Here is a 23,512-nt window from a genome sequence, read left to right as displayed (position 1 = left end):
CACCTCACGCGGAAAGCGGTCGTCGGCCGCTAGAATGGTGGCGACTCCGATTCCCGCTGTCCTCGCGAGCCGTTATGGCGTAGACGCGTTGCGGGTCGCCGACACCGCTTCTCCGGCGGCGGTTCGCGCGACGAACTCCCGGGGTCACTGATCCACCGGCATTCGCCGGACGCTCCGGACTGTCATCCGGACGACACGCTCAGGAGGAGCATGCCGACTACGGCAACCGCGTCCCGAGGCTCCAGCCAACGACGCAGGAAGACCACGTCATCCCGACGCGACGACGAAGCACCCGTCATCCCGATCCTCGCGCGCAAGGTGCGCGAGATCGAGGCGAAGGCGCAGCGCGGAAAGCTCGGGCCCACCAACCGCGTCAAGTTCCAGGTGATCGCCTTCCTCGTCCGCGAGGAGCGCGCCCGGGTCAAGGCCGACACCGAGATCACCGACGCCGCGCGCGCCGAGCTGCTGAAGCGTCTCGACGGTGTCGCCACGATCCTCGCCAAGACCGCCGCGCGTGACACCTCGCTGATCCAGCTGCTCGAGGTGGATCAGGCCACCTCACCGGTCGCCCGCCGCATGCGTCGCGACTGGCTGCTCGAATCCGGGGCGGAGCTGCCGCCGGACGAGCTCATCATCACCGACAACACGCCCAAGGTCGCACCCGTCGTCCCGGCGGCCCTGGCCGAGAAGCAGGTCGTCCCGCCCTCGATCGAGGCGCGTCAGATGGCGAACCCCTTCCTCGCGCCCGACCTCACGCCCCGCGCGACCGGGGATGCCCCGCGTCGCCGCCTCGACGGCTGGGAACTCATGGGCCCGCTGTACAAGGCGTTCGAGACCGGCGCCGGCGGGTCGGCCGCGAGCATGGAGCTCCCGCCCGTACCCGAGTTCGACCGGCTCTCGCCGCGCGGACTCGAGGTCATGCCGCACCAGTCGCGCTTCCTCGAGGCCGTCCGCACCGGACACCGCTCCTTCCTGCTCGCCGATGAGCCGGGCCTCGGCAAGACCGCGGAGTCGGTGCTCGCGGCATCCGTCGCCGATGCCTACCCGCTCCTGGTCGTCGTGCCCAACGTCGTGAAGATGAACTGGGCCCGCGAGGTGCAGCGGTGGACGCCGCAGCGTCGCGCGACCGTGATCTCGGGCGGCGGTGCCGACATCGATGCCTTCGCCGACGTCTTCATCGTCAACTACGAGATCCTCGACCGGCACCTGTCCTGGCTGTCGTCAATCGGGCTGAAGGGCATCGTCGTCGACGAGGCCCACTTCATCAAGAACCTCACGTCCCAGCGCTCGCAGAACGTGCTGGCGCTGGCATCCCGAGTCCGTCAGCAGACCCGTGATCCGCTCCTTCTCGCGCTCACCGGTACCCCGCTGATCAACGACGTCGAGGATTTCGACGCGATCTGGCGCTTCCTCGGGTGGACCAACGGCGAGAAGCCCGGCCCCGAACTCATGGAGAAGTTGGATGCCACGGGCCTCACGCCCGCGGACAAGGCGTTCTACCCCGAGGCGCGCGAAGCGGTGATCTCGATGGGCATCGTCCGACGCAAGAAGAAGGACGTCGCCGCCGACCTGCCCGATAAGCTCGTGGCCGACCTTCCCGTGGAGCTCGACGACGAGTACGGTCGTTCGATTCGCCAGGCCGAGCGCGAACTCGGCGCGCGACTGGCCGCGAAGTACCGCCGCATCATCGAGGCGCGCGGCGACCGGGGCCTGGCCGCGGGCGAGATCGATGAAGACATCGTGCGTCTCGTCGCCCATGGCGAGCTCGAAGAAAGCAAGGCCGCCGGCTCGGGCAGCGAGAACGTCTTCACGATGGTCCGCCGCATCGGTCAGGCCAAGGCTCACCTCGCCGCCGATTACGCCGTGCAGCTGCAGCGCTCGGTCGGCAAGGTCGTGTTCTTCGCCAAGCACATCGATGTGATGGATGCCGCGGAGGCCCACTTCAAAGCCTCCGGCCTCAAGGCCGTGTCGGTGCGCGGTGAGCAGACCTCGACGGCGCGCCAGGCTGCGATCGACGCGTTCAACAGCGACCCCGATGTGGGGATCGCCGTGTGTTCGCTGACCGCCGCCGGGGTCGGCCTGAACATGCAGGCCGCATCGAACGTCGTGCTCGCCGAGCTGTCATGGACCGCCGCCGAGCAGACGCAGGCAATCGACCGCGTGCACCGCATCGGTCAGGAAGAGCCCGTGACCGCGTGGCGCATCATCGCCGCGCACACGATCGACACGAAGATCGCGGAGCTCATCGACTCGAAGGAGGGCCTCGCGGCCCGCGCCCTCGACGGCCAGGCCATCGAGCCCGGCTCGAGCGACTCGGTGCAGCTCTCGGCCCTCATGCACCTGCTGCGTCAGGCGCTCGGCAAGGCCTGAGTCCCCTCGCCACGGACGCCCCGGTCGCTTCGGCGCCGGGGCGTTCGTGCGTTGCGGGCGGGGCGGGGCGTCGAGACGCGCGCGCGGGGGAGCGACTCGGCTGCCACAAGAACAGGGGGCGCGACGAGAACAGGTCGATTCCCGACGGAACGGCCTGTTTCCGGTGCAGTGTCCTGTTCTCATGGCGCCATCGACGGGGGCCGGGGGCTGGGTGCCCGGCATCCGCCCGTCCGGTGCGCCGCCGGAAGGGGCCCCGCTCCGGTCAGGGCGCGGGGTCCCGGCATCCGTCCGCCCCTTCGTCACCGTGTGGCAGCGGTCCCGCCCGCGGCGATAAGGTCGAAGACGGCAACGGCGCCGCCCCCCTCCACCCGACACACAGCACCAGAGGACTCTGCCCATGAAGATCGGCATCCTGACCAGCGGCGGCGACTGCCCCGGGCTGAACGCGGTCATCCGTGGCGTCGTGCTCAAGGGCACGACGAACTACGACATCGAGTTCGTCGGCATCCGCGACGGCTGGCGCGGCGTGGTCGACGGGGATTTCTTCCCGCTCACGCGCCACGAGGTGAAGGGTCTGTCGAAGGTCGGCGGCACGATCCTCGGCACGAGCCGCACCAACCCCTACGAGGGCGCGCGCGGCGGCGCCGAGAACATCTCCAAGACCATGTACGGGCACCGGCTCGACGGCATCCTGGCCATCGGCGGCGAGGGAACGCTGGCCGCCGCCGACCGTCTGTCGAACGACGGCATCAACGTCCTCGGCGTCCCCAAGACGATCGACAACGACCTGCGCGCCACCGACTACTCGTTCGGCTTCGACACCGCCGTGAATATCGCGACGGATGCCATGGACCGCCTGCGCACCACAGGTGACTCGCACCAGCGGTGCATGGTCGCCGAGGTCATGGGTCGGCACGTCGGCTGGATCGCGCTGCACGCGGGAATCGCCGCGGGTGCCCACGTGATCTGCATCCCCGAGGTGCCGATGTCGATCGACGAGATCGTCGAGCAGGTCACCCGGGCGCACGACCGCGGTCGCGCGCCCCTGGTCGTCGTCTCGGAGGGCTTCAAGCTCAAGGGCATGGACGAAGCCTTCAGCGATAAGGGCCTCGACGCGTTCAACCGCCCGCGCCTCGGCGGCATCGGCGAGCTGCTGGCGCCCGAGATCGAACGCCTCACCGGCATCGAGACCCGCTCGACCGTGCTCGGCCACATCCAGCGCGGCGGTTCGCCGTCGGGCTTCGACCGCGTGCTCGCGACCCGCCTGGGTCTGCACGCCGCCGACGCTCTGCACGAGGGAGCGTGGGGGCAGATGGTCGCGATGCGCGGCACCGACATCGTGCGCGTCCCCTTCGCCGACGCCCTCGGCGAGCTCAACAGCGTGCCCCTGTACCGCTACGAGGAGGCCGCCGCGTTGTTCGGCTGATCCTGCCGCTGCTTCTTCGGCGCCCCGTCCCCTCTCGTGCGGGGCGGGGCGTCCGCGTTAGGCGGACCGGGGCGCTCAGCGTTGGGCGGCGCTGAGCGTTGTGCAGGCCGGGGCGCTGAGCGTGAGGCGGGGTCTGCCTCACGCCCGTGACGAAGACAGGCTCCTGCATTGAGAACAGGACGGTTGAAGCGGATTTCCCCTGTTTCGGTGACATCGCCTGTTCTGGAGACGCGTGAGGCCGCCATGCCAGTCGCGCCTCCCGGGCGAGTCTGAAGCCGATGCCGTCTGCTGGTGACGAGAACAGGAGGTGCGACGAGAACAGGACCTTTGGAGCGAGTTTCCCCTGTTTCGGTGACATCGCCTGTTCTCGTGACGCGCGAGGAACGCGCAAAGCGCTCGCGCCGTCTCCCGGGCTCATACGAACGTCTTGAGATGCCGACCCTGCGCCATCGCGAGCCGAACGGTGTCGATCACATAGTCCGGCTCGAACAGAATCTGCACGTAGTCGAAGCGGAGGACGGTGTACCCGCGCAGGATCAGCCGCGCGTCCTGCCGAAGGTCGCGACGTCGATCCGCGGGCGAGCTGTGGAAGGCGAAACCGTCTAACTGCACCGCGAGACGTTCACCGATCACGGCATCGACCGGGTGGCCGTCGACCCACACCTGCTGTCGCAGGCGGATACCGAGCGCCAGCATCATCTCGCGGAAGTGGGTCTCGAGGCCCGAGTCGGAGAGGAACGTCGCCACGCGCGCGAACCGCGCGGCGCGGGTGGAGCGCCATCCCACCGCCGTGAGTGTGTCGGCATCCACCTTCTTCGCGCGCAGCGCCGACTCCCAGACTGCGAGACCGTCGGCGGGAGGGAGGCAACGGGCCACGTGGAACAGCACATTGACGATCGGTTCGAAGGGATCGGTGCGGGCCATGGGAACGGGTGCGGTGGCGCGGTGCAGTAGCATGCCCCTCGCGTCGAGGCGCGATGCTGAAGCGGGCACCCACACGTGATCGTCATCGCTGCTCGGCGTCCAGAGTCCGTGATGCTCGGCGGCGCTTACACACGTCACCCGGCCGCCGACGGATGCCGCGCGCTTCCGGCTCGCGAGACAGTCGGGCGTGACGATCCAGGAACGCCGAACGCGTTCGACCTTTCGAGCCGCCACCGCCGCCGCGATCGTCCGCGGGGTGTAGCCCGCGGCGGCAGCCGAGGAGGTGTGCGCGACGCCGCCGCGTCGCGTCAACCAGGTGACGAATTCAAGCTCCATCTCTCAAGGCTGGCTGGTCGGTGCCGCCCACGACCGTCGCCGACCGACGTTTGGGGATGGTTCCGCAGAGAACTGCCTTGGGGAGGAGCCGATGCGGCGGCTGCCGCCGACCATCGACGTCACGAGAACAGCAGACGCGACGCACACAGGGGGGAATTCGCTGTCCGGGCCTGTTCTCGTGACTTCTCCTGTTCTCGTGACGCACCGCCCCGCCCCCCGCCGCACGGCGAACGCCCCGCCGCGCGAGGCGACGGGGCGTTCGGCAGGACGCGGGCGCGGGTCAGTCCGTCAGGCCCAGCACGTCGAGCAGCCACGCGATCTCGAACGCGCGCTCGCGCCAGGCGTTATAGCGGCCGCTGACGCCGCCGTGGCCGGCCACCATCTCGCACTTCAACAGCGCGTCGGCGCCGACCTCGCGCAGACGCGCCACCCACTTCGCGGGCTCGACGTACAGCACGCGAGTGTCGTTCAGCGAGGTGACGGCGAGGATGCGCGGGTACTGCACACCCTCGCGCACGTTCTCGTACGGCGAGTACGACTTCATGTAGGCGTAGACGTCGGCGTCGTGCAGCGGGTCGCCCCACTCGTCCCACTCGATCACCGTGAGCGGCAGCGAGGGGTCGAGGATCGTCGTGAGCGCGTCGACGAACGGCACGTCGGCGAGGATGCCGGCGAACAGCTCCGGGGCGAGGTTGGCCACCGCACCCATGAGCAGGCCGCCGGCGCTGCCGCCCTCGGCGACGATCCGGTCGGGCGTCGTGTATCCCTCGGACACCAGGTGCCGACCCGCGGCGACGAAGTCGGTGAAGGTGTTGCGCTTCGCGCGCATCTTTCCGTCCTCGTACCACTGCCGGCCCATCTCGCCGCCTCCGCGCACGTGCGCCACGGCGAAGACGACGCCGCGGTCGAGCAGCGACAGACGCGGCACCGAGAAGCCGGGCTCGATCGAGTGCTCGTACGAGCCGTAGCCGTAGAGGTGCACCGGGCGGGGCGAGGAGCCGGGCTCGCCGAACGAGCGCTTCCACACCAGCGATACGGGCACCTGCGTGCCGTCGTCGGCGGGGGCCCACACGCGCGCCTGCCCGTAGTCGGCGGGGTCGAAGCCGCCCAGCACGGGCTGGCGCTTGCGCAGCAGCAGCTCACCGGTCTCGACGACGTAGTCGTACACGGTTCCGGGGGTCACGAACGATCCGTACCCGAGGCGCAGCACCGGCGGCGCGTACTCGGGGTTGCCGCCCGTGCCCACGCTGTACAGCGGCTCGTCGAACGCGATCTCGGTCACGGCCCCGTCGGCGTACGACAGCATGCCCAGACGCGCGAGTCCGTCGCGGCGGTAACCGACCACGCCCCAGTCGCGGAAGGTGTCGACGCCGAGCAGCCGGTGGCCGGACTCGTGGGCGATCACCGTCTCACGGGGGCCCTGAGGGTCGGATGCCGAGACCCGCACGAGCTCGAAATCGAGGGCGCCGTCATTGTGCAGGATGTAGAGCACGTCCTCGCCGTCGACCACGGCGTGCGAGGAGGAGTACTCGACGCCCTCGCGCCGCGGCCACACCACGCGGGGCTGACCGCGGAGGTCGTCGGCATCCAGGATCCATTCCTCGCTCGTGATGGACGAGCCCATCTCGATCATCAGGAAGCGGTCGCTGCGGGTGAAGTCGGCGCCCACCCAGTAGCGGTCGTCGGGCTCGTGGAAGAGCTTCACGTCGTCGGCGACCGCGGTGCCGATCTCGTGCAGCCACACGGTGTCGGGGCGCCAGGCGTCGTCGACCGTCGTGTAGACGATGAAGCGCCCGTCGGGCGAGAACGTGGCGCCGGAGAAGGTGCCGGGGATCTCGTCGGGCAGCGTCTCGCCCGTCACCAGATCGCGTACGCGCACGGTGTACCGCTCGTCGCCGGCGGTGTCGATGCCGTAGAGCATCCGCGTGCCGTCGTTGGAGATCTCGAAGCTGCCCAGCGAGAAGAAGTCGGTGCCCTCGGCCTCGACGTTGCCGTCGAACAGCACCTGCTCGCCGGGGACGGGGGAGTCCGGCGAGAGGGTCGGTGGGGTCCAGTCGTCGGGGGAGTCGAGAGGAGCGCGGCACTGGATGCCGTACTGCGCCCCCGCCACGGTCCGGCCGTAGTACCACCAGTCACCGCGCCGCGCCGGCACCGACAGGTCGGTCTCGAGCGTGCGGCCCTTGATCTCGCCGAAGATCGTGTCGCGCAGGGGGCCGAGGTGCGCGGTGCGCTCGCCGGTGTACGCGTTCTCGGCCTCGAGGTGCGCGATCACCTCGGCGTCGTCTTTGGCGCGGAGCCACTCATAGGGGTCGTCGAACGTGTCCCCGTGGTGGGTGCGCGCGACGGGGCGGCGGTCGGCGACGGGCGGGGCGAGCTTCGGGTCGAGGTCGGTCACCGTTCCACGCTAGTGCGCCCGTCCGACATCGGTCCGGGAGTATGCACAGGATGCCGGCACCCCCGCGCCCGCAAGTTTGACCACCGCCGTCCTCGGTGAAAGGATGTCGTGTCGACCCCGATGAACGAGGGTCGAACTCCAGGTGAACTCTTCGTTCGTCGCGCCGATCCCGTCGGCATCCCTTCCTCCTTCTCACGGAAAGCGAACGGTGGAGAGCGCAGCCCTCATCATCGTGCTGGTCATCGCGCTGGCACTGTTCTTCGATTTCACCAACGGATTCCACGACACCGCGAACGCGATGGCCACGCCCATCGCCACCGGTGCGTTGAAGCCGAAAGTCGCCGTCCTGCTGGCGGCCAGCCTCAACCTGGTGGGCGCGTTCCTGTCGACCGAGGTGGCCAAGACCATCTCGGGCGGCATGATCCGCGAAGACCAGTTGAGTCCCGACATCTTCCCGCCGATCATCTTCGCGGGCCTCATCGGCGCGATCACCTGGAACATGCTGACCTGGCTCCTCGGCCTGCCCTCGAGCTCGTCGCACGCCCTCTTCGGCGGCCTCATCGGCGCTACCCTCGTGGGTGTCGGCGCATCCGCCATCGACCTGGGCGTCGTGCTCAGCAAGGTCATCCTGCCCGCGCTCATCGCCCCTCTCACGGCAGGGATCATCGCCTTCGCGGTCACCAAGATCGCCTACGGCATCACCCGCCGCTACGACATGAAGGCCGACGGCCGAGACGGTTTCCGCTGGGGGCAGATCTTCACCTCGTCGCTGGTCGCCCTCGCCCACGGCACGAACGATGCGCAGAAGACGATGGGCGTCATCACCCTCGCCCTCATCACCGTGGGGTGGCAGTCGACGTCGAACCCCGACCCGCAGCTCTGGGTCGTCTTCGCGTGCGCGCTGACGATCGCGCTCGGCACCTACATGGGCGGCTGGCGCATCATCCGCACCCTCGGCAAGGGCCTGACCGACGTCAAACCGGCGCAGGGCTTCTCGGCCGAGACCTCCACGGCGGCCACGATCCTGGCATCCAGCGCCCTCGGTTTCGCCCTGTCGACCACGCAGGTCGCCTCGGGCTCGGTCATCGGCTCGGGTCTCGGCCGCCGCGGCTCGACCGTGCGCTGGAACACCGTGGGCCGCATCATGATCGGCTGGGTGCTCACCCTCCCCGCCGCCGGTGCCGTCGGTGCTGCTGCGGCTCTCATCGTCGTCTGGCTGGGCGGCTGGGGCGTGGCCGTCGATGCGGTGATCGCCGTCGTCATCATCCTCGGCCTGTTCCTGCGCTCGCGTCGCGACTCGGTCACCTCGGCCAACGCGATGAGCGAGGTCGCCGACTCGGTGGCCGCGGTCAAGGTACCCCGCAAGCCCGGACCCACGCGCCGTCAGCGCCGACTCGAGCGCGACAAGGCCGAGAAGGACGCCTGATGCTGATCAACTGGGAAGCCTTCCTCCACGTCTTCGTCGCCGCCATCCTCGGCGCCTCGATCGTGGTGACCTTCTACGCGCTGGGCCTGCGCCTGCTCGTTCGCGGCGGTCGTCCGCCCCTGGTCGCTCCGGCCGAGTTCACGGATGCCATCACCGTGCTCAGCGACAAGCAGAAGCGCCGTGCCGAGAAGGCGGTGGCCAAAGCCGCCAAGAAGAACCCGCTGAGCGAGGCGCAGAAGCGCGTGTCGCTGGTCGGCGCCTACCTCTGCTTCGGGGTGTGCGCGGCCGCGGTGCTCGGGGCGCTGCTGCTGATCCTGTTCAACCACTGACGCCGCCGACCCCGCCCGGTGCGATGTCGGAGGTCCCTCGTAGGCTGAGGGGCATGGCATCCGTGCAATTCGGTCAGCACGCGCCCGCGGCGCGCGTGATCCTCCACCTCAGCGATACCCACCTGCTGGGTGGCGACCGCCTGCTCGGCGACCGCTACGACACCGCTCGGCACCTGCGCCGCACGCTCGACGCGGCCGAGGCGACCGGGGTGAGGCCCGATGCCGTGGTGTTCACGGGCGACCTCACCGACCTGGGCGAGCCCGAGGCCTACCGTGCCCTGCGCGAGGCGGTCGAGCCCTGGGCCGCGCGCCTCGGCGCTCCGGTGGTGTGGGTCGCGGGCAACCACGACGAGCGCCCCGCCCTGCGCGCGGGCCTGCTCGACGCCGAGCCGACGCAGGAGCCCGTGACGGGCGTGTGGGACCTCGGCGGGCTGCGGCTCATCGCCCTCGACTCCACCGTCCCGGGGTGGCATCACGGCGACCTCGACGCAGCGCAGCTCGAGTGGCTGCGGGCGGAGCTGTCGACCCCCGCCCCGCTCGGCACGGTCCTCGCCCTGCACCATCCGCCGCTGCCCAGTCACATCCCGTTCTTCGACATCCTCGAGCTGCGCGATCAGGCGGGCCTCGCCGCGGCGATCGCGGGCAGCGACGTCCGCGCGATCCTGGCCGGCCACCTGCACTACTCGACCTCGGGGACCTTCGCCGGGGTGCCGGTGAGCGTCGCGTCCGCCTCCTGCTACACGATGGATCTCGCCCGTCCTGCCGACGCGGTCAATGGAATGGATGCCGGTCGCTCGTTTCACCTCGTCCACGTGTGGGACGACACGATCACGCACGCCGTCGTCCCCGTGGTCGACGCCGAGGCGTCGGGGGTGTTCACCCCGGAGTGGACGGCGCGCATGGCGGAGCTGAGCCCCGAGGAACGCCTCGAGGCGTTCTCGCGCAAGCCCTCGTAAGGCGGCACGCGGCCCCTCGCCGCCTTCACGCCACGGCAATAGACGCGGCGGCCGGTGCGGATCGGACGACCATCCGCCGTGTCCACTGACCCCCACCCGCGCGCTCGTTAGGCTCGTGGCATCCCACTCCACCATGACACCCACGAGGACTCCCACATGGCTTTGGACGCAATGACGCGCACCCGCACCGAGACCGACTCCCTCGGATCGCTCGAGATCCCCGCCGACGCGTATTGGGGGATCCACACCGCCCGCGCCCTCGAGAACTTCCCGATCGCCAAGCGCCCCATCTCGGTCTATCCCGACCTCGTGCGGGCCCTCGCGATGGTCAAGCAGGCCTCGGCCCGTGCCAACCGCGAGATCGGCGTGCTCGACCACGACAAGGCCGACCTGATCGACCGCGCCGCTCAGCGCGTGATCGACGGGGAGTTCCACGACGAGTTCACCGTCGGCGTCATCCAGGGCGGGGCGGGCACCTCGACCAACATGAACGCCAACGAGGTCATCACCAACATCGCCCTCGAGATGGCCGGACGCGAGAAGGGCGACTACGCCTTCCTATCGCCCATCGACGACACCAACCGCAGCCAGTCCACCAACGACGTCTACCCGACGGCGATCAAGATCGGCCTGAGCCTGACCCTGCAGAGCCTGCTCGAAGAGCTCGACCTCTTGCGCAAGGCGTTCCTGTCGAAGTCGGAGGAGTTCCACGACGTCTTGAAGGTCGGACGCACCCAGCTGCAGGATGCCGTGCCCATGACGCTCGGCCAGGAGTTCCACGGTTTCGCCACGACGCTCGGCGAGGACTACAACCGACTGACCGAGAACGCGTACCTGCTCTACGAGATCAACATGGGCGCGACGGCGATCGGCACCGGCATCACCGCCCACGCCGGGTACGGGGGAGCGGTGCTGCGGCACCTGCGCCAGATCACGGGTCTCGACCTCGAGACGGCGACCGACCTCGTCGAGTCCACGAGCGACACGGGCGCGTTCATGTCGTTCTCGTCGTCGCTCAAGCGGAATGCCGTGAAGCTGTCGAAGATCTGTAACGACCTGCGACTTCTCTCGAGCGGCCCCCAGGCCGGTCTCGGTGAGATCAACCTGCCCGCACGTCAGGCCGGCTCGAGCATCATGCCCGGCAAGGTCAACCCGGTCATCCCCGAGGTCGTGAACCAGGTCGCCTTCTCGGTGGTCGGCGCCGACATGACGGTGACGATGGCCGTCGAGAGCGGACAGCTGCAGCTCAACGCCTTCGAGCCGGTCATCGCGCACTCGATCTACCAGTCGATCACGTGGATGCGCCAGGCGATGTGGACCCTGCGGGTCAACTGCGTCGACGGCATCACGGCCAACCGCGAGCGTCTCGGCGCGATGGTCGGCTCGTCGGTCGGCGTCGTCACGGCCCTCACGCCCTTCATCGGGTACGCGGCGGCCGCGGCCCTGGCCAAGACCGCACTGCTCACGCACCGCAACGTCGCCGATCTCGTCGTCGAGGCCGGACTCATGACCCGTGACGAGGTCATCAAGCAGATCTCGCCCGCGCGCCTCTCCGGCCTGCAGGCCGTCACGGCCGCCATTCCGATCCAGCGGGCCGCGGACAGCGTCGTCGAGGGCTGAGCCGCACGAACAGCGAAGGGCCGGAACGCGATCGTTCCGGCCCTTCGCCGTGCGTCACTTGATCAGTCGATGATGCGGCAGTGCGTGGTGAGCTCGCCGATGCCGTCGATTCCGACGGTCACGGTCGAGCGGTCGCGCAGGAAGATCTGCGGGTCGCGCGAGTAGCCGGCGCCCCCGGGGCTGCCGGTCGAGATGAGGGTGCCGGGCAGGAGCGTCGCCGACTCCGACAGCTTGTGGATGAGCGTCGCCACCGACCGCACCATCTGGCCCGTGCTGGCATCCTGCACCGTGTGTCCGTCGACGACGGTCCAGATGTGCAGATCCTGCGGGTCGGGGATCTCGTCGGCGGTCACGACGAAGGGGCCGGTCGGGGTGAACCCGTCGAAGGACTTGCAGCGCGACCACTGGGCCTCGGAGAACTGGATGTTGCGCGCCGTCACGTCGTTGACGACCGTGTAGCCCCACACGTGGTCGAGGGCGTCCTCTTCGCTGATGTCGTGGCCGGGCCGCCCGATGATGACGCCGAGCTCGGCCTCGTAGTCGACGGCCTCGCTGAGCGAGCGCGGCCACGAGGTGGTCTCGCCGTGCGCGCTGAGCGAGTTGGGCCAGAGCACGAAGACGGTGGGGCCGGCGTCGGTCTTGAGGCCGAGCTCGCCCGAGTGCGCCGCGTAGTTCAGACCGACGGCGAGGATGGAGGGAGGAGCGAGCACCGCCGAGGCGTAGCGGATGCCGGAGAGCGGATGCCGCGCAGCCGTGGCCGCAGCATCGCGCACGCGCTCCAGCAGCTCGTCGCCGCCGGCGATCAGCTGCTCGAGGGTGCTCGGAGCACCGGCGAAGACCTCGTCGACGAACGAGAACTCCTCGTCGTGGACGCTGACGAGACGGGGGGCTTCCGCCCCCTCCTGTGCACGGACGTGGGCGAAGCGCATGCCTCCACGCTACCCGGCCCCGCGCGGTGGGGCAGCCCGCAAGCCCCGGATGCCGTGTCGGAAGCCGCCCCTAGGCTGACCCCATGAGCTACCCCTCCCCGCTGTCGCAGCCCGGGTCGGCCGATCCGCCGCGCATCTCGACGGCCCCGCAGGCGGCGGTCTCGGCCACGCCGCCCGGCTCACGTCGGGGTGGTCTGGCGCTGTGGATCGTCGCCGTGCTCCTGGTGCCCCTGCTCGCCCTGCTGGTGCGCTATTTCACGGGGTTCCTGGGCACCGCGGCGTCGTTCATCGGGCTCGTGCTCGCCGCCATCCCGTTCGTGATCGTCTGGTTCGCGGTGCGCTACATCGACCGGTGGGAGCCCGAGCCGCGGCGTCTGCTCGTCTTCGCCGTCGCGTGGGGCGCGATCGCCGCCGTCGCGATCGCGCTCGGTGTCGACCTCGTCGTCACACTCATCCTCGGTCCGCAACCGGCTGCCTTCAGCAGCGTGATCCAGGCGCCCGTCGTCGAAGAGATCGCGAAGGGGATCGGGGTTCTGCTGATCTTCGCGTTCGCCCGCCGCGCGTTCGACGGTCCGGTCGACGGCATCGTCTACGGCGCCCTCATCGGGGCGGGTTTCGCCCTGACCGAGAACGTGCAGTACTTCGCCATCAGCTATCTCGAGGGCGGCCCCGGGCAGGTCGCGAGCACGTTCTTCCTGCGCGCCGTGCTCTCGCCCTTCGCCCACGTGATGTTCACCAGCCTGACGGGGTTCGCATTCGGGCTGGCGGCCCGCCGGGGCCTGCGTACCGGTGCGGCGCTGCGCTACGGGGTTCCCGGCGTCGCCGGCGCGATCGTGCTGCACGCCCTCTGGAACGGCTCCGCCACCTTCTTCGACTTCTTCGAGCTGTACGCCGCGCTCCAGGTGCCGCTGTTCGTGCTGTTCATCCTCGGCATCCTGGCCCTGCGCCGCGAGGAATCGCGACTGACCCGAGCGCGACTGGGGGAGTATGCCGCGGCGGGGTGGTTCACCCCTCAAGAGGTCGACATGCTCGCGACCGGGCCGGGGCGGCGCTCGGCCCTTGCCTGGTCGCGCACGCTGCCCGGAGACCGCTCGGCGGTGATGAAGGGCTTCATCACGGATGCCACGGCTCTCGCCGCCGCCCGCCAACGCACACTGTCGGGCCGCGACCCGCACGCCCCCGCCACCGAGCGGTACCTGCTGGAGCGGACGACCGCCGCGCGGGCGGCGCTGCTGCGGCCCTGACCCGACCGCGCGCCGGGGTCTTGACACCGCCGAAGGGCGGGGGCACCATCGTTGTAGGCCAACTCAGCGCCCGGTAGACACGCAGGCATCGCCGCGGCACCGGGCGCTGAGTCTTTCTCCGGGACGCTGTCCAGGGGCTTCGCGGAGGCGCCCTTCGTGCTTGGATGGACTCATGACTGATCGCACCAAGCCGGAGTTCGACGCTCCCAGCGGCCCCGCCCCCTCCGACCTCGTCATCCGCGACATCATCGTCGGCGACGGCGACGAGGCGAAGCCCGGCGACACCGTCACCGTGCACTACGCCGGTGTCGAGTACGAGTCGGGTGAAGAGTTCGACTCCTCGTGGGGTCGTGGTGAGAGCATCCAGTTCCCCCTCCGCGGCCTGATCCAGGGCTGGCAGGACGGCATCCCGGGCATGAAGGTCGGCGGACGCCGCGAGCTCGTGATTCCGCCGCACCTGGCCTACGGTCCCGCCGGTGGGCACTTCCTGGGCGGCAAGACCCTCATCTTCATCATCGACCTGCTGAAGGTCGGCTGATCGGGCGTTCTTCACCGAGAATTCACGAACCCGAGGGGGCTGCGGCTCCCTCGGGTTCGTCGTTTTCCTCGATCGTGGAATACATTCGGATGAATGGGAGTTGTTCCCCCGCAGGACGCCGAAGCGGCTCCCCAGACCTCTAGGAGTGACATGACCGACACCACCGCCCTCGACATCCCCGGCTACAAGGCCGGCACCTGGGTCCTCGACCCGGCCCACAGCGAGGTCACCTTCTCGGTGCGCCACATGATGATCTCGAAGGTGCGCGGCACCTTCGGCATGAAGAGCGCCACCATCGTCGCCCCGGAGAACCCCCTCGAGGCCACCGTCGAGGCGTCCGTCGACGTCACCTCGGTCGACACCAAGGACGAGGGTCGCGACCAGCACCTCCGCTCCGCAGAGTTCTTCGACGTCGAGACCTACCCGACGATGGACTTCCGCTCCACCGGCGTCCGCCTCGAAGACGGCGACTTCCTCGTCGACGGCGACCTGACCATCCGCGGCATCACCAAGCCCGCCACCTTCGCCCTCGACTTCGGCGGCTTCGGCACCGACCCGTGGGGCAACTACAAGGCCGGCGCCACCGCGAAGACGGTCGTCAACCGCGAAGACTTCGGTCTCACCTGGAACGCCGCCCTCGAGACCGGCGGCGTGCTCGTCGGCAAGGACGTCACGATCGAGCTCGACCTGCAGCTCGCGCTCCAGGCGTGATCCGCCCGCAGCTCGCGCTGCGGATCTGAACCCCTCGCGGTGGCCCCGGGTGCTCGGCATCCGGGGCCACCGTCGCTTTCGCACCGCGGCTCAGGCCGGTGATCGGCGCGGGAGACGGATGCGCTGCTGCACGAGCAGGATCCCCGCGAAGACCACCGCCGCGCCCACGGGCTCGTTCCACGAGATGCGCTCACCCAGCACCAGGATGCCGAGGGCCACCCCCACCACCGGCGTGATGTACGTGACGGTCGAGGCACGGGTGGGGCCCCAGGCGCGCAGCGTGTTCTGGTTCCAGACGTAGGCGATGCCGGTGCCCAGGACGCCGAGGGCGACGATGCTGCCCACGACTGGGAGGCTCAGCTGCATCGGCTCGGCGAGGATGACCGGCGAGAGCAGCACCATGAACGTCGCCGCGGGACCGATGTACCCGAAGGCGAACGCGATGCCGGAGAGCCCCGTGCCGCCCAGGAAGCGGCGCATGTAGGCGAGGCTGAAGCCGTAGCAGGCGGTCGCTCCCAGCAGGGCGACCTGGGCGATGGTGCTGTCGCCGATGTCGGCCACGGCGCCTGGCGCGATGATGACGATCACGCCCGCGATCCCCACCGCGATGCCGATCAGCTGCCCGAGCTTGAGGCTCTCGACGCGGAACACCGCCCAGGCCATGATCGCCGTCATGATCGGCGTCGTGGCGTTGAAGATGCTCGCCAGGCCCGAGGACACGTGCTGCTCGGCCCACGCGAACAGCAGGAACGGCACGACGCAGAAGCTCAGGGACAGCACGCACAGGTGACCCCAGACCCGCCGGCCGCGAGGCAGTCGCTCTCGGCGGACCGCCACGATGGCCGCGAGGGCGAGGGCCCCGAACAACAGCCGTCCACCCGCGACCTGCGCCGGGGTCATGCCTGTCAGGGCGACGGCGATGAAGAGGAAGCTCGATCCCCACACGATTCCGGTGAGGACGAACTGCACCGCGATCGAGACGGGGGAGGGAGCGGGAGAGGATGCCACGATCCCGACCCTAGGGCGCAGGTGCGACATCGCGGGTGCCCGGGCGATGCGACGTCCGTTATCCGCCGACGGTCGGCAGCTGTGCGCCGGGGGACGCCGAACCGCAGGGGCGCTGAACCGGAGGGACGCGCCGTCGCGCGCGCGCCGGGGTCAGGGCTGCGGGTCGAGGGCGTCGTAGTGCCGGAAGCGCGGCGAGAAGCGCACGAGCGTGCCGACGAGGGCGAGGATCAGGATGCCGCCGAACAGGGGCGGCACCCATAGGGCGGCGACGGTCGCCAGAGTTCCGGCGTAGAGGGCGCCCACGCGGGGTCCGCCGGCCACCACGACGATGAACACGCCCTGAAGACGGCCGCGCATGGCATCCGGAACCGCCGCCTGCATCATGGTCGAACGGTAGATGGCGCTGACGTTGTCGGCCGCGCCCGAGACGGCCAGCACGATCGCGGCGAGGGCGATCAGCGCGACGGCGGCGTGGGTCTCGTCGACGAGGGCGGGACGCAGCCAGCCGAGCGAGGCGGCGAGGAGCACGCCGCCGAAGAGGGCGATCGACAGGCCGTAGACCTGAATGGCACGCTCGATGCCCAGCCCCTGGCGGCGGACGCGCCCGATCGGCCCCGAGAACAGGCTCGACAGGAAGGCGCCCGCGGCCACGGCGGCGGTGAGGACGCCCGTCGTGACGGCCCCGCCGCCGAGCAGCACCGCCCCGATCGCGGGGAACAGGGCGACCGGTTGGCCGAAGGTCATGGCCAGGATGTCGAGGATGTACTGCAGGCGGATGTTGGGCGCGCGGCGGAGGAAGCGCGCGCCGTCGCGGAGGGACGCCAGTCCGGGGCGCACGACCTCGCCCTCGGGGCGCAGGCGCGGCAGCGACCAGAGGCCGAGGAAGAGCGACGTCATCAGCAGCACGTCGAGCGAGTACGTCCAGGCGTAACCGGCGACCGCGACGAGCACTCCCGCGAGCGCGGGCCCGGCCATGACCATGATCCCGACCGTGACGCCCTGCAGCGCGGCGGCCGCGGGGAGCAGTTCGCGGGAGATGAGGCGAGGGGTGATGGCCGACTTCGTGGCCGACACGATCGAGTTGGCCGCGGAGTTGACGACGCTGAGGGCGAAGAGCCACCCGACGGTCTCGAGGCCGGTCCAGGCCAGGACGGCCAGCAGCGCGGTCGAGGCGAAGGTGATGACGGCGGCCACCAGGGCGACGGTGCGCCGATCGAAGGCGTCGGCGAGCATCCCGCCGTACAGCCCCGCGGCGACCATCGGCAGGAGACCGGCGACGGCGATCATCGACACCGCGAAGGTGCTCTGCGTGAGATCGAACACGTGCAGCATGACCGCGACGATCGTCAGTTGTCCGCCGAGCCCCGCGAGCGTCGACCCGACCCACAGCCGCGCGAAGGCGGGGGAGGTGGTGAGGGGACGCAGGTCGATGAAGGCGCTCTGGCGAACGCTCACGCGTCGACCTCGACGCGCTTGATGCGAGCGATGTGGCCGCGCACGATCTCGACGTCGCGCGGGGCGACGGCGAAGTGGGCGGCCAGAGCCTTCACGACGCCGTTGTTGGCCGCGCCGTCGACCGCGCGCTCGCGGACATGGACGACGAGGCCGTCCTCGGTGTCCTCGACGAGGGGACCCCGCCGGCTTCCGGGCTTGACGCGGACGGTGAGCTGCACGGCTCGAGGCTACGCCAGGCCTTGCGACACCGGGCGTCGCGGACCGGTGCGGTGCCGGCATCCCGATGCTGGTAGACTCATGCGGTTGCCGTTCGATCGGCCGCGGATAAAGAGAGCTCGCACATCCCGTGACGGGCGCCGCGCAATGAGAAGGAAGGGGATCCCATCTATGGCACTCGAAGCAGACGTCAAGAAGGCGATCATCGAAGAGTACGCGACGCACCCCGGTGACACCGGATCCCCCGAGGTGCAGGTCGCGATGATGACGCAGCGCATCAAGGACCTCACCGAGCACCTCAAGACCCACAAGCACGACCACCACTCGCGCCGTGGGCTCTTCCTGCTCGTCGGTCAGCGCCGCCGCCTGCTGGGTTACCTGCAGGACGTCGACATCAACCGTTACCGCTCGCTCATCGAGCGTCTCGGTCTGCGTCGCTAATCGCACCAGCGTTCTATCGCGCAAAACATTCTTGGAAGGCCGCCCCACGGTGTGGGGCGGCCTTCGGCGTTTCCGGGTGACCGCGGCGTGACGCGCGGTCCGTGGTCGGCGCCAGACCCGCGATAAACGCTCGCTGCACCGAAGAACGCCCTCGGCGAGCGTTTTCCAGTGCAGCGAGCGTTTATCGGCGGGTGGCGAGGTGCGACGGGTGGCCGGCACCCCGCGGGCGGCGGCGGAGGAGACTCAGGATGCCGCGCGCGCGGCGACCAGGTCGGGGTGCCAGCGCTCGGCCACGTCGGGGTGGGCGCGCAGGCGCGACTTGAGGGCGTTCTCGCCGTAGGTGGCGTGGATGGGATTGGTGGGGTCGTCCTCGACGCCGCGCGCCTCGGCCGCGAGCTCGGCCGGCAGCTCGATGATCGGCAGGCGCGCGTCGAGAGCCGGGTTGAAGAAGAACGGCACCGAGATGCGCTCGTCCGGGAACTTCGGTGAGATCACGCGGTGGTTCGTCGCGCGGAGGTAGCCCTGCGTGGCGTACTCGAGCAGCTCGCCGATGTTGACGACGAAGGCGCCCGGGACCGGGGGAGCGTCGACCCACTCGCCGTCGCGCTCGACCTGCAGGCCGCCCTTGCCGGGCTCGACCCACAGCAACGTGAGGACGCCCGAGTCCTTGTGCGCGCCCACTCCCTGCTGCGGGGTCGGGTCGTCCTTGCCGGGGTAGCGCACGATCTTGATAAGGGTCTGAGGGTCGCCGAAGTGGCGGTCGAAGTACTGCTCTTCGGCGCCGAGGGCGAGCGCCCACGCGCGCAGCAGCTTGCGGGCGACGCCGGTGAGGTGGTCGTGCCACTCGGTGACGACGTCCTTCAGCTCGGGCTGGGCCGCGGGCCACAGGTTGGGTCCGACGAGGCGGTCGTAGCCGGGGCCGTCGGGGGTCGTGATCGGCTCGCGTTCGGGGCCGATGTCGATCTGCTCGCGCCAGTCGACCCGCCCCTGCGTGCGCTCGCCGCCCACGCGCGTGTACCCGCGGAAGTGGGGGCTCGTGACGTTCTCGATCGACAGCTTGTCGGCCTCGGGGAGGGCGAAGAAGTCTTTCGCCGCCTGCAGCAGGCGCGCCTCGAGCTCGGCGCTCACGCCGGTTCCGGTGAGGTAGAAGAAGCCGACGTCGTGGGTCGCGGCGCGCAGCTCGTCGCGGAAGCGGGAGGCGGCATCCGGACCCTGGTCGAGGAGCGAGAGGTCGAGCACGGGGAGATTCAGGTCGGACATGCGTCGAGGCTAGGTCGTCACCGGTGGCGGGCGCAGGAATGTTGCCGACGGTTACCGTCACGCCTCGGTCCAGGGGTGAGGACAGGCAATCCCCGCCGATCGGCGGGGTGCGAATGGTCCATCGACTTGCGTAATGTGTGCTGGTCAGGTGAGGCTGTCCTTACCTACCCGCAGCGCCGCGGCTCCCACCCGAGAAACGAAAGTCGGAACACCCGCCCGTGCTCGCCACCTTCCTCATCGGCCTCCGCGAAGGCCTCGAAGCCGCCCTCGTCGTCGGCATCCTCGTCGCCTACCTCTCGCGTCTCGACCGCCGCGACGCCCTGCCGCGACTGTGGGCGGGTGTCGGTCTGGCCGTCGCGCTCGCGCTCGCCATCGGCGCGGTGTTCACCTTCGGCGCGTACATGCTCACCTTCGAGGCGCAGGAGCTGCTCGGCGGCGGCCTCTCGCTGCTCGCGGTGGCGATGGTCACGTGGATGATCTTCTGGATGCAGCGCGCCGGACGCACGCTCAAGGCCGGCCTCGAGGGCGGCGTCGACAAAGCGCTCCGCGGCGGAGTGTGGGCGCTGGTGGCGATCGGCTTCGTGTCGGTCGCGCGCGAGGGCGTCGAGACGACGCTGCTGCTGTGGTCGATGGTGCAGTCGTTCGGCGACGCCCCTCTCGCGCTGCTGGGCGCCCTTCTCGGCCTCGTCGCCGCGGTCGTTCTCGGCTGGCTCATCGCGCGCGGCATGCTGCGTCTCGACCTCTCCCGGTTCTTCACGTGGACCGGCGGGTTCCTCGTCGTCGTCGCCGCGGGAGTACTCGCCTACGCGTTCCACGATCTGCAGGAGGCCGGGGCGCTTCCCGGACCCTTCGGCGCCGGTGCCCCCGTCGACGCGGCGACGGGCCTGGTGGCCACCGGGTGGTCCGGCTTCCCCTTCGGCTGGGCCTTCGACGTCTCCGGGGCGATCGCGCCCGACGGGCCCCTCGCCGCGCTCCTGCAGGCCACGGTCGGATTCATGCCGCAGATGACCTGGCTCCAGGTGCTCGCCTGGTTCGCCTACGTTGCGGTCGTCGTCCCCCTCTTCGTGCGGGGCGTCCGCGCCCACCGGCGGCCGCGCCGCCCGGTCGAAGCCACCTCCGCTGCGTCGCTCGACGCGCAGCCCACCGCGGCGACCGCCGCCCCGCGCACCCACTCGGACCCCGCCGCCGTCACCTCGGCTCCCGGCGCGGCTCCCGCCGCCGTCACCTCGACCCCCGGCGCGGCTCCCGCCGCACCGTAAACCCCCGACGCCGCTCGCGTGCCCGACGCCGCGGCATCCCTCCCTCCTTCCGAACGGAGCATCATGAACCCGACTCGCCTCCTCGCGGCCACGGCCGTGGCCGGCGCGGCCGCCCTCGTCCTCTCCGGTTGCGTCGCCAAATCCGACGCTGCCGCCTCCGGAGCCCTCTCGGTCACGTCGACCGACGACGGCTGCGCCGTGTCAGCGGCGACCGCCCCGAGCGGCACCGTCGCCTTCGACGTCAGCAACAAGAGCGACCAGGTCACGGAGTTCTACCTGCTGGCATCCGATGGTCTGCGCATCGTCGGGGAGGTCGAGAACATCGCCCCCGGTGCCTCGCGCAACCTCACGGTCGTGGCCCAGCCCGGCGACTACTTCACGCTGTGCAAGCCGGGCATGGTCGGCGACGGCGTGGGCCGGGCGAGTTTCTCGGTGACCGGCGACGCGGTCGCCGTGAGCGGACCGGATGCCGAGCAGAAGCAGCAGGCCGTCGACCTCTACGCGGCGTTCGTGAAAGACCAGGTCGGCCAGCTCATCCCCGCCGTGCAGACGTTCACCGCCGCTTACGAGTCGGGCGACGACGCGGCAGCGAAGGAGCAGTTCCCCCGCGTGCGCGCGTTCTACGAGCGCATCGAACCGATCGCCGAGGCGCTCGGCGATCTCGACCCGCGCATCGATTACCGCGAGGTCGACGCCGTGGCAGAGGGGCTGGACTGGACCGGGTTCCACCGCATCGAGAAAGACCTGTGGGTCCCCGCTCAGGACGCGCTGAACGCCGACGGCGAAACCCCGGCGTGGAAGAACTGGGCGCCCTCGACGACGGCCGAGCGCGCCACCTACGGTGACAAGCTCATCTCCGACACGCAGGAGCTCTACGACTACGTCCACTCCGACGCCTTCACCGAGGCGCTGACCACGCAGGGCGTCGCGGGGATCTCGAACGGCGCGATCGCGCTGCTCGACGAGGTCGCCACCGGCAAGATCAGCGGCGAAGAGGACTGGTGGTCGGGGACCGACCTCAACGACTTCGCGGCGAACGTCGAGGGATCGAAGATGGCGTTCTCGCTCGTGCGCGACTTCGCCGACTCGAAGGGCGATAAGGGCGCGGCGCTCGTCTCGCGCATCGACGGCGGGTACGCCGACCTCGAGGCGGCGCTGGCGAAGTACGGCTCGCTCGAGGCCGGCTTCGTCCCCTACAGCCAAATCACCGAGGCCGACAAGCGCCAGCTCACCGACCTCATCAACGCCCTCGCCGAGCCGCTGTCGCAGCTCACGGTGACGATCCTGGAGTGAGCGTGGCCGAAGAAGAGCAGCAGACCCCGGATGCCGCGGGCCTGTCTCGCCGCGGACTGATGGGCCTCGCCCTCGGCGCTGGCGCGACGGGGCTCGTGGTCGGCGCCGGAGCGGGTCTCGTCGGCGGGCAGGCGTACGCCCTCGAGCAGCAGAAAGCGGGGAGGGATGCCGCGGCGGCGACGACCGGCATTCATCAGCCCGGCATCACGACACCCGTGCAGGAGCACCTGCACTTCGCGGCGTACGACATGATGGCCCGCACGACCCGCGACGACCTCGCCGAGCTGCTCTCGGACTGGACGTACGCGGCGACGCGCATGATGCAGGGGCTCGAGGTCACGGCGACGGGCGCCGTGGGTGGCTCGCCCGAGGCCCCGCCGGATGACACGGGCGAGGCGCTCGGGCTCCCCGCGAGCAACCTCACCATCACGTTCGGGTTTGGTCCCTCGCTGTTCGATGCGCGTTTCGGTCTCGAGGGGCAGCGTCCCGACGGTCTCGAGCGGCTGCCGGCGTTCCTCGGCGACGACCTCGACCCGCTGCGCTCCGACGGCGACCTGTGCATCCAGGCGTGCGCCGATGACCCGCAGGTCGCGGTCCACGCGATCCGCAACCTCAGCCGCATCGCGTTCGGGCGAGCCACCATCCGGTGGTCGCAGCTCGGCTTCGGCCGCACGTCGAAGACCACCGCGGATCAGACCACTCCGCGCAATCTCTTCGGCTTCAAGGACGGAACGGCCAACATCCTCGCCGACGACACGGCCGCTCTGGATGAGAACGTGTGGGTCTCGGCATCCGAGGGTCCGGCGTGGCTGGCGGGCGGGTCGTACCTCGTCGCGCGGCGCATCTCGATGCTCATCGAAACCTGGGACCGCACGCGCCTGGCCGAGCAGGACCGCGTGATCGGGCGCGACAAAGCGAAGGGCGCCCCGCTGTCGGGCGGCGACGAGTTCACCGCGCCCGACTTCGCGGCGGCGGGGGCGGCGGGAACACCGGCGATCGACCCGCGCAGCCACGTGCGGCTCGCGCACCCCGACACGAACGGCGGCATCCGGCTGCTGCGCCGCGGCTACAACTTCGTCGACGGCACGACCGATCTGGGGCGTCTGAACGCGGGGCTGTTCTTCCTGTCGTTCCAGAAGAGCCCGCAGCGCTACATCACGGTGCAGAAAGCCCTGTCGACGGATGCCATGAACGAATACGTGCGCCACGTCGGCTCGGGGCTGTGGGCCGTGCCACCCGCGCCGGCTGCGGGAGCCTCTGTGGGGGCCGGGCTGCTGGGGGCCGGGCTGCTGGGGGCCTAGGCCTCCTCATCCGAGTGATAAACGCTCGCTGCACCGGGAAACGCTCGCCGAACGCGTTTCCCGGTGCAGCGAGCG

At 70.1% G+C, this 23,512-nt stretch carries 20 protein-coding genes; 13 read left to right on the top strand and 7 right to left on the bottom strand.

Annotation, left to right across the window (positions count from 1 at the left end):
• Positions 1-210 precede the first annotated feature (210 nt).
• Both F9B98_RS01455 and F9B98_RS01450 read left to right on the top strand, forming a co-directional pair.
• Positions 211-2,370 carry a DEAD/DEAH box helicase gene (locus tag F9B98_RS01455; RefSeq protein ID WP_150951869.1) on the top strand — a complete coding sequence of 720 codons (2,160 nt, stop codon included), beginning with the start codon at positions 211-213 and terminating at the stop codon, positions 2,368-2,370.
• A 397-nt stretch (positions 2,371-2,767) separates the two neighbouring features.
• Complete coding sequence (locus tag F9B98_RS01450; protein ID WP_150951866.1) at positions 2,768-3,796, top strand: 6-phosphofructokinase; 1,029 nt, start codon at positions 2,768-2,770, stop codon at positions 3,794-3,796.
• Between the two features lie 414 nt (positions 3,797-4,210).
• Here F9B98_RS01450 and F9B98_RS01445 read toward each other — a convergent pair whose 3' ends face one another.
• Complete coding sequence (locus tag F9B98_RS01445) at positions 4,211-5,056, bottom strand: endonuclease domain-containing protein (RefSeq protein WP_150951863.1); 846 nt, start codon at positions 5,054-5,056, stop codon at positions 4,211-4,213.
• A 280-nt stretch (positions 5,057-5,336) separates the two neighbouring features.
• The gene (locus F9B98_RS01440) at positions 5,337-7,451 is read right to left on the bottom strand and encodes a S9 family peptidase (RefSeq protein ID WP_150951860.1); all 2,115 of its coding nucleotides are present in this window, start codon (positions 7,449-7,451) and stop codon (positions 5,337-5,339) included.
• A gap of 208 nt (positions 7,452-7,659) precedes the next feature.
• Between F9B98_RS01440 and F9B98_RS01435 the strand changes: the two genes are divergently transcribed.
• The 4 genes from F9B98_RS01435 (at position 7,660) to F9B98_RS01420 (ending at position 11,782) form a co-directional block, all read left to right on the top strand.
• Positions 7,660-8,877, top strand: a complete 1,218-nt coding sequence (locus F9B98_RS01435) for an inorganic phosphate transporter (protein WP_150951856.1) — start codon at positions 7,660-7,662, stop codon at positions 8,875-8,877.
• The gene (locus tag F9B98_RS01430; RefSeq protein WP_150951853.1) at positions 8,877-9,206 is read left to right on the top strand and encodes a peptidase; all 330 of its coding nucleotides are present in this window, start codon (positions 8,877-8,879) and stop codon (positions 9,204-9,206) included. Before F9B98_RS01435 ends, F9B98_RS01430 begins: the two co-directional genes overlap by 1 nt.
• A 53-nt stretch (positions 9,207-9,259) precedes the next feature.
• Positions 9,260-10,162, top strand: a complete 903-nt coding sequence (locus F9B98_RS01425) for a phosphodiesterase (protein WP_150951850.1) — start codon at positions 9,260-9,262, stop codon at positions 10,160-10,162.
• Between the two features lie 156 nt (positions 10,163-10,318).
• Positions 10,319-11,782 (top strand): aspartate ammonia-lyase, encoded by a 1,464-nt coding sequence (locus F9B98_RS01420; protein ID WP_150951847.1) that lies wholly within the window; start codon positions 10,319-10,321, stop codon positions 11,780-11,782.
• A gap of 62 nt (positions 11,783-11,844) precedes the next feature.
• Here the strand turns inward: F9B98_RS01420 and F9B98_RS01415 are convergent, their stop codons facing one another.
• Positions 11,845-12,711 (bottom strand): fumarylacetoacetate hydrolase family protein, encoded by an 867-nt coding sequence (locus F9B98_RS01415; RefSeq protein ID WP_150951844.1) that lies wholly within the window; start codon positions 12,709-12,711, stop codon positions 11,845-11,847.
• A gap of 83 nt (positions 12,712-12,794) precedes the next feature.
• Here F9B98_RS01415 and F9B98_RS01410 point away from each other — a divergent pair, with 83 nt between their 5' ends.
• The 3 genes from F9B98_RS01410 (at position 12,795) to F9B98_RS01400 (ending at position 15,204) form a co-directional block, all read left to right on the top strand.
• A complete protein-coding gene (locus tag F9B98_RS01410; RefSeq protein WP_150951841.1) occupies positions 12,795-13,955 on the top strand; it encodes a PrsW family intramembrane metalloprotease in 1,161 nt (386 codons plus the stop codon).
• A gap of 172 nt (positions 13,956-14,127) precedes the next feature.
• On the top strand, positions 14,128-14,493 hold the full coding sequence (locus F9B98_RS01405; RefSeq protein ID WP_013583439.1) for an FKBP-type peptidyl-prolyl cis-trans isomerase: 366 nt from the start codon (positions 14,128-14,130) through the stop codon (positions 14,491-14,493).
• Between the two features lie 150 nt (positions 14,494-14,643).
• On the top strand, positions 14,644-15,204 hold the full coding sequence (locus F9B98_RS01400; protein ID WP_150951838.1) for a YceI family protein: 561 nt from the start codon (positions 14,644-14,646) through the stop codon (positions 15,202-15,204).
• A gap of 90 nt (positions 15,205-15,294) precedes the next feature.
• Here the strand turns inward: F9B98_RS01400 and F9B98_RS01395 are convergent, their stop codons facing one another.
• The 3 genes from F9B98_RS01395 to F9B98_RS01385 all read right to left on the bottom strand — a co-directional run bounded on the left by F9B98_RS01395 (position 15,295) and on the right by F9B98_RS01385 (position 17,885).
• On the bottom strand, positions 15,295-16,212 hold the full coding sequence (locus F9B98_RS01395) for a DMT family transporter (protein ID WP_150951835.1): 918 nt from the start codon (positions 16,210-16,212) through the stop codon (positions 15,295-15,297).
• A gap of 150 nt (positions 16,213-16,362) precedes the next feature.
• Positions 16,363-17,667, bottom strand: a complete 1,305-nt coding sequence (locus F9B98_RS01390) for an MFS transporter (RefSeq protein ID WP_150951832.1) — start codon at positions 17,665-17,667, stop codon at positions 16,363-16,365.
• Positions 17,664-17,885, bottom strand: a complete 222-nt coding sequence (locus F9B98_RS01385; protein WP_150951829.1) for a DUF167 domain-containing protein — start codon at positions 17,883-17,885, stop codon at positions 17,664-17,666. Before F9B98_RS01385 ends, F9B98_RS01390 begins: the two co-directional genes overlap by 4 nt.
• Before the next feature lie 169 nt (positions 17,886-18,054).
• On the opposite strand from F9B98_RS01385, the gene rpsO reads away from it, so the two are divergent.
• The gene (gene rpsO / locus F9B98_RS01380) at positions 18,055-18,324 is read left to right on the top strand and encodes a 30S ribosomal protein S15 (protein ID WP_056227311.1); all 270 of its coding nucleotides are present in this window, start codon (positions 18,055-18,057) and stop codon (positions 18,322-18,324) included.
• Between the two features lie 243 nt (positions 18,325-18,567).
• Here rpsO and F9B98_RS01375 read toward each other — a convergent pair whose 3' ends face one another.
• Positions 18,568-19,584 (bottom strand): isopenicillin N synthase family dioxygenase, encoded by a 1,017-nt coding sequence (locus tag F9B98_RS01375; RefSeq protein WP_150951826.1) that lies wholly within the window; start codon positions 19,582-19,584, stop codon positions 18,568-18,570.
• 218 nt (positions 19,585-19,802) lie between these two features.
• Between F9B98_RS01375 and efeU the strand changes: the two genes are divergently transcribed.
• The 3 genes from efeU to efeB all read left to right on the top strand — a co-directional run bounded on the left by efeU (position 19,803) and on the right by efeB (position 23,437).
• Positions 19,803-20,843: an iron uptake transporter permease EfeU gene (efeU, locus tag F9B98_RS01370; RefSeq protein ID WP_150951823.1), complete on the top strand. Its 1,041-nt coding sequence runs from the start codon at positions 19,803-19,805 to the stop codon at positions 20,841-20,843.
• Between the two features lie 63 nt (positions 20,844-20,906).
• On the top strand, positions 20,907-22,136 hold the full coding sequence (efeO, locus tag F9B98_RS01365; RefSeq protein ID WP_150951821.1) for an iron uptake system protein EfeO: 1,230 nt from the start codon (positions 20,907-20,909) through the stop codon (positions 22,134-22,136).
• A complete protein-coding gene (efeB, locus tag F9B98_RS01360) occupies positions 22,133-23,437 on the top strand; it encodes an iron uptake transporter deferrochelatase/peroxidase subunit (RefSeq protein ID WP_150951818.1) in 1,305 nt (434 codons plus the stop codon). The genes efeO and efeB overlap by 4 nt, the downstream gene beginning before the upstream one ends.
• Positions 23,438-23,512 lie beyond the last annotated feature (75 nt).

Source organism: Microbacterium testaceum StLB037, from assembly GCF_008763945.1.
GTDB lineage: Bacteria > Actinomycetota > Actinomycetes > Actinomycetales > Microbacteriaceae > Microbacterium > Microbacterium testaceum_G.
Note: the sequence above shows the minus strand (reverse complement) of the source record. Positions and strands in the feature narration are given on the sequence as shown.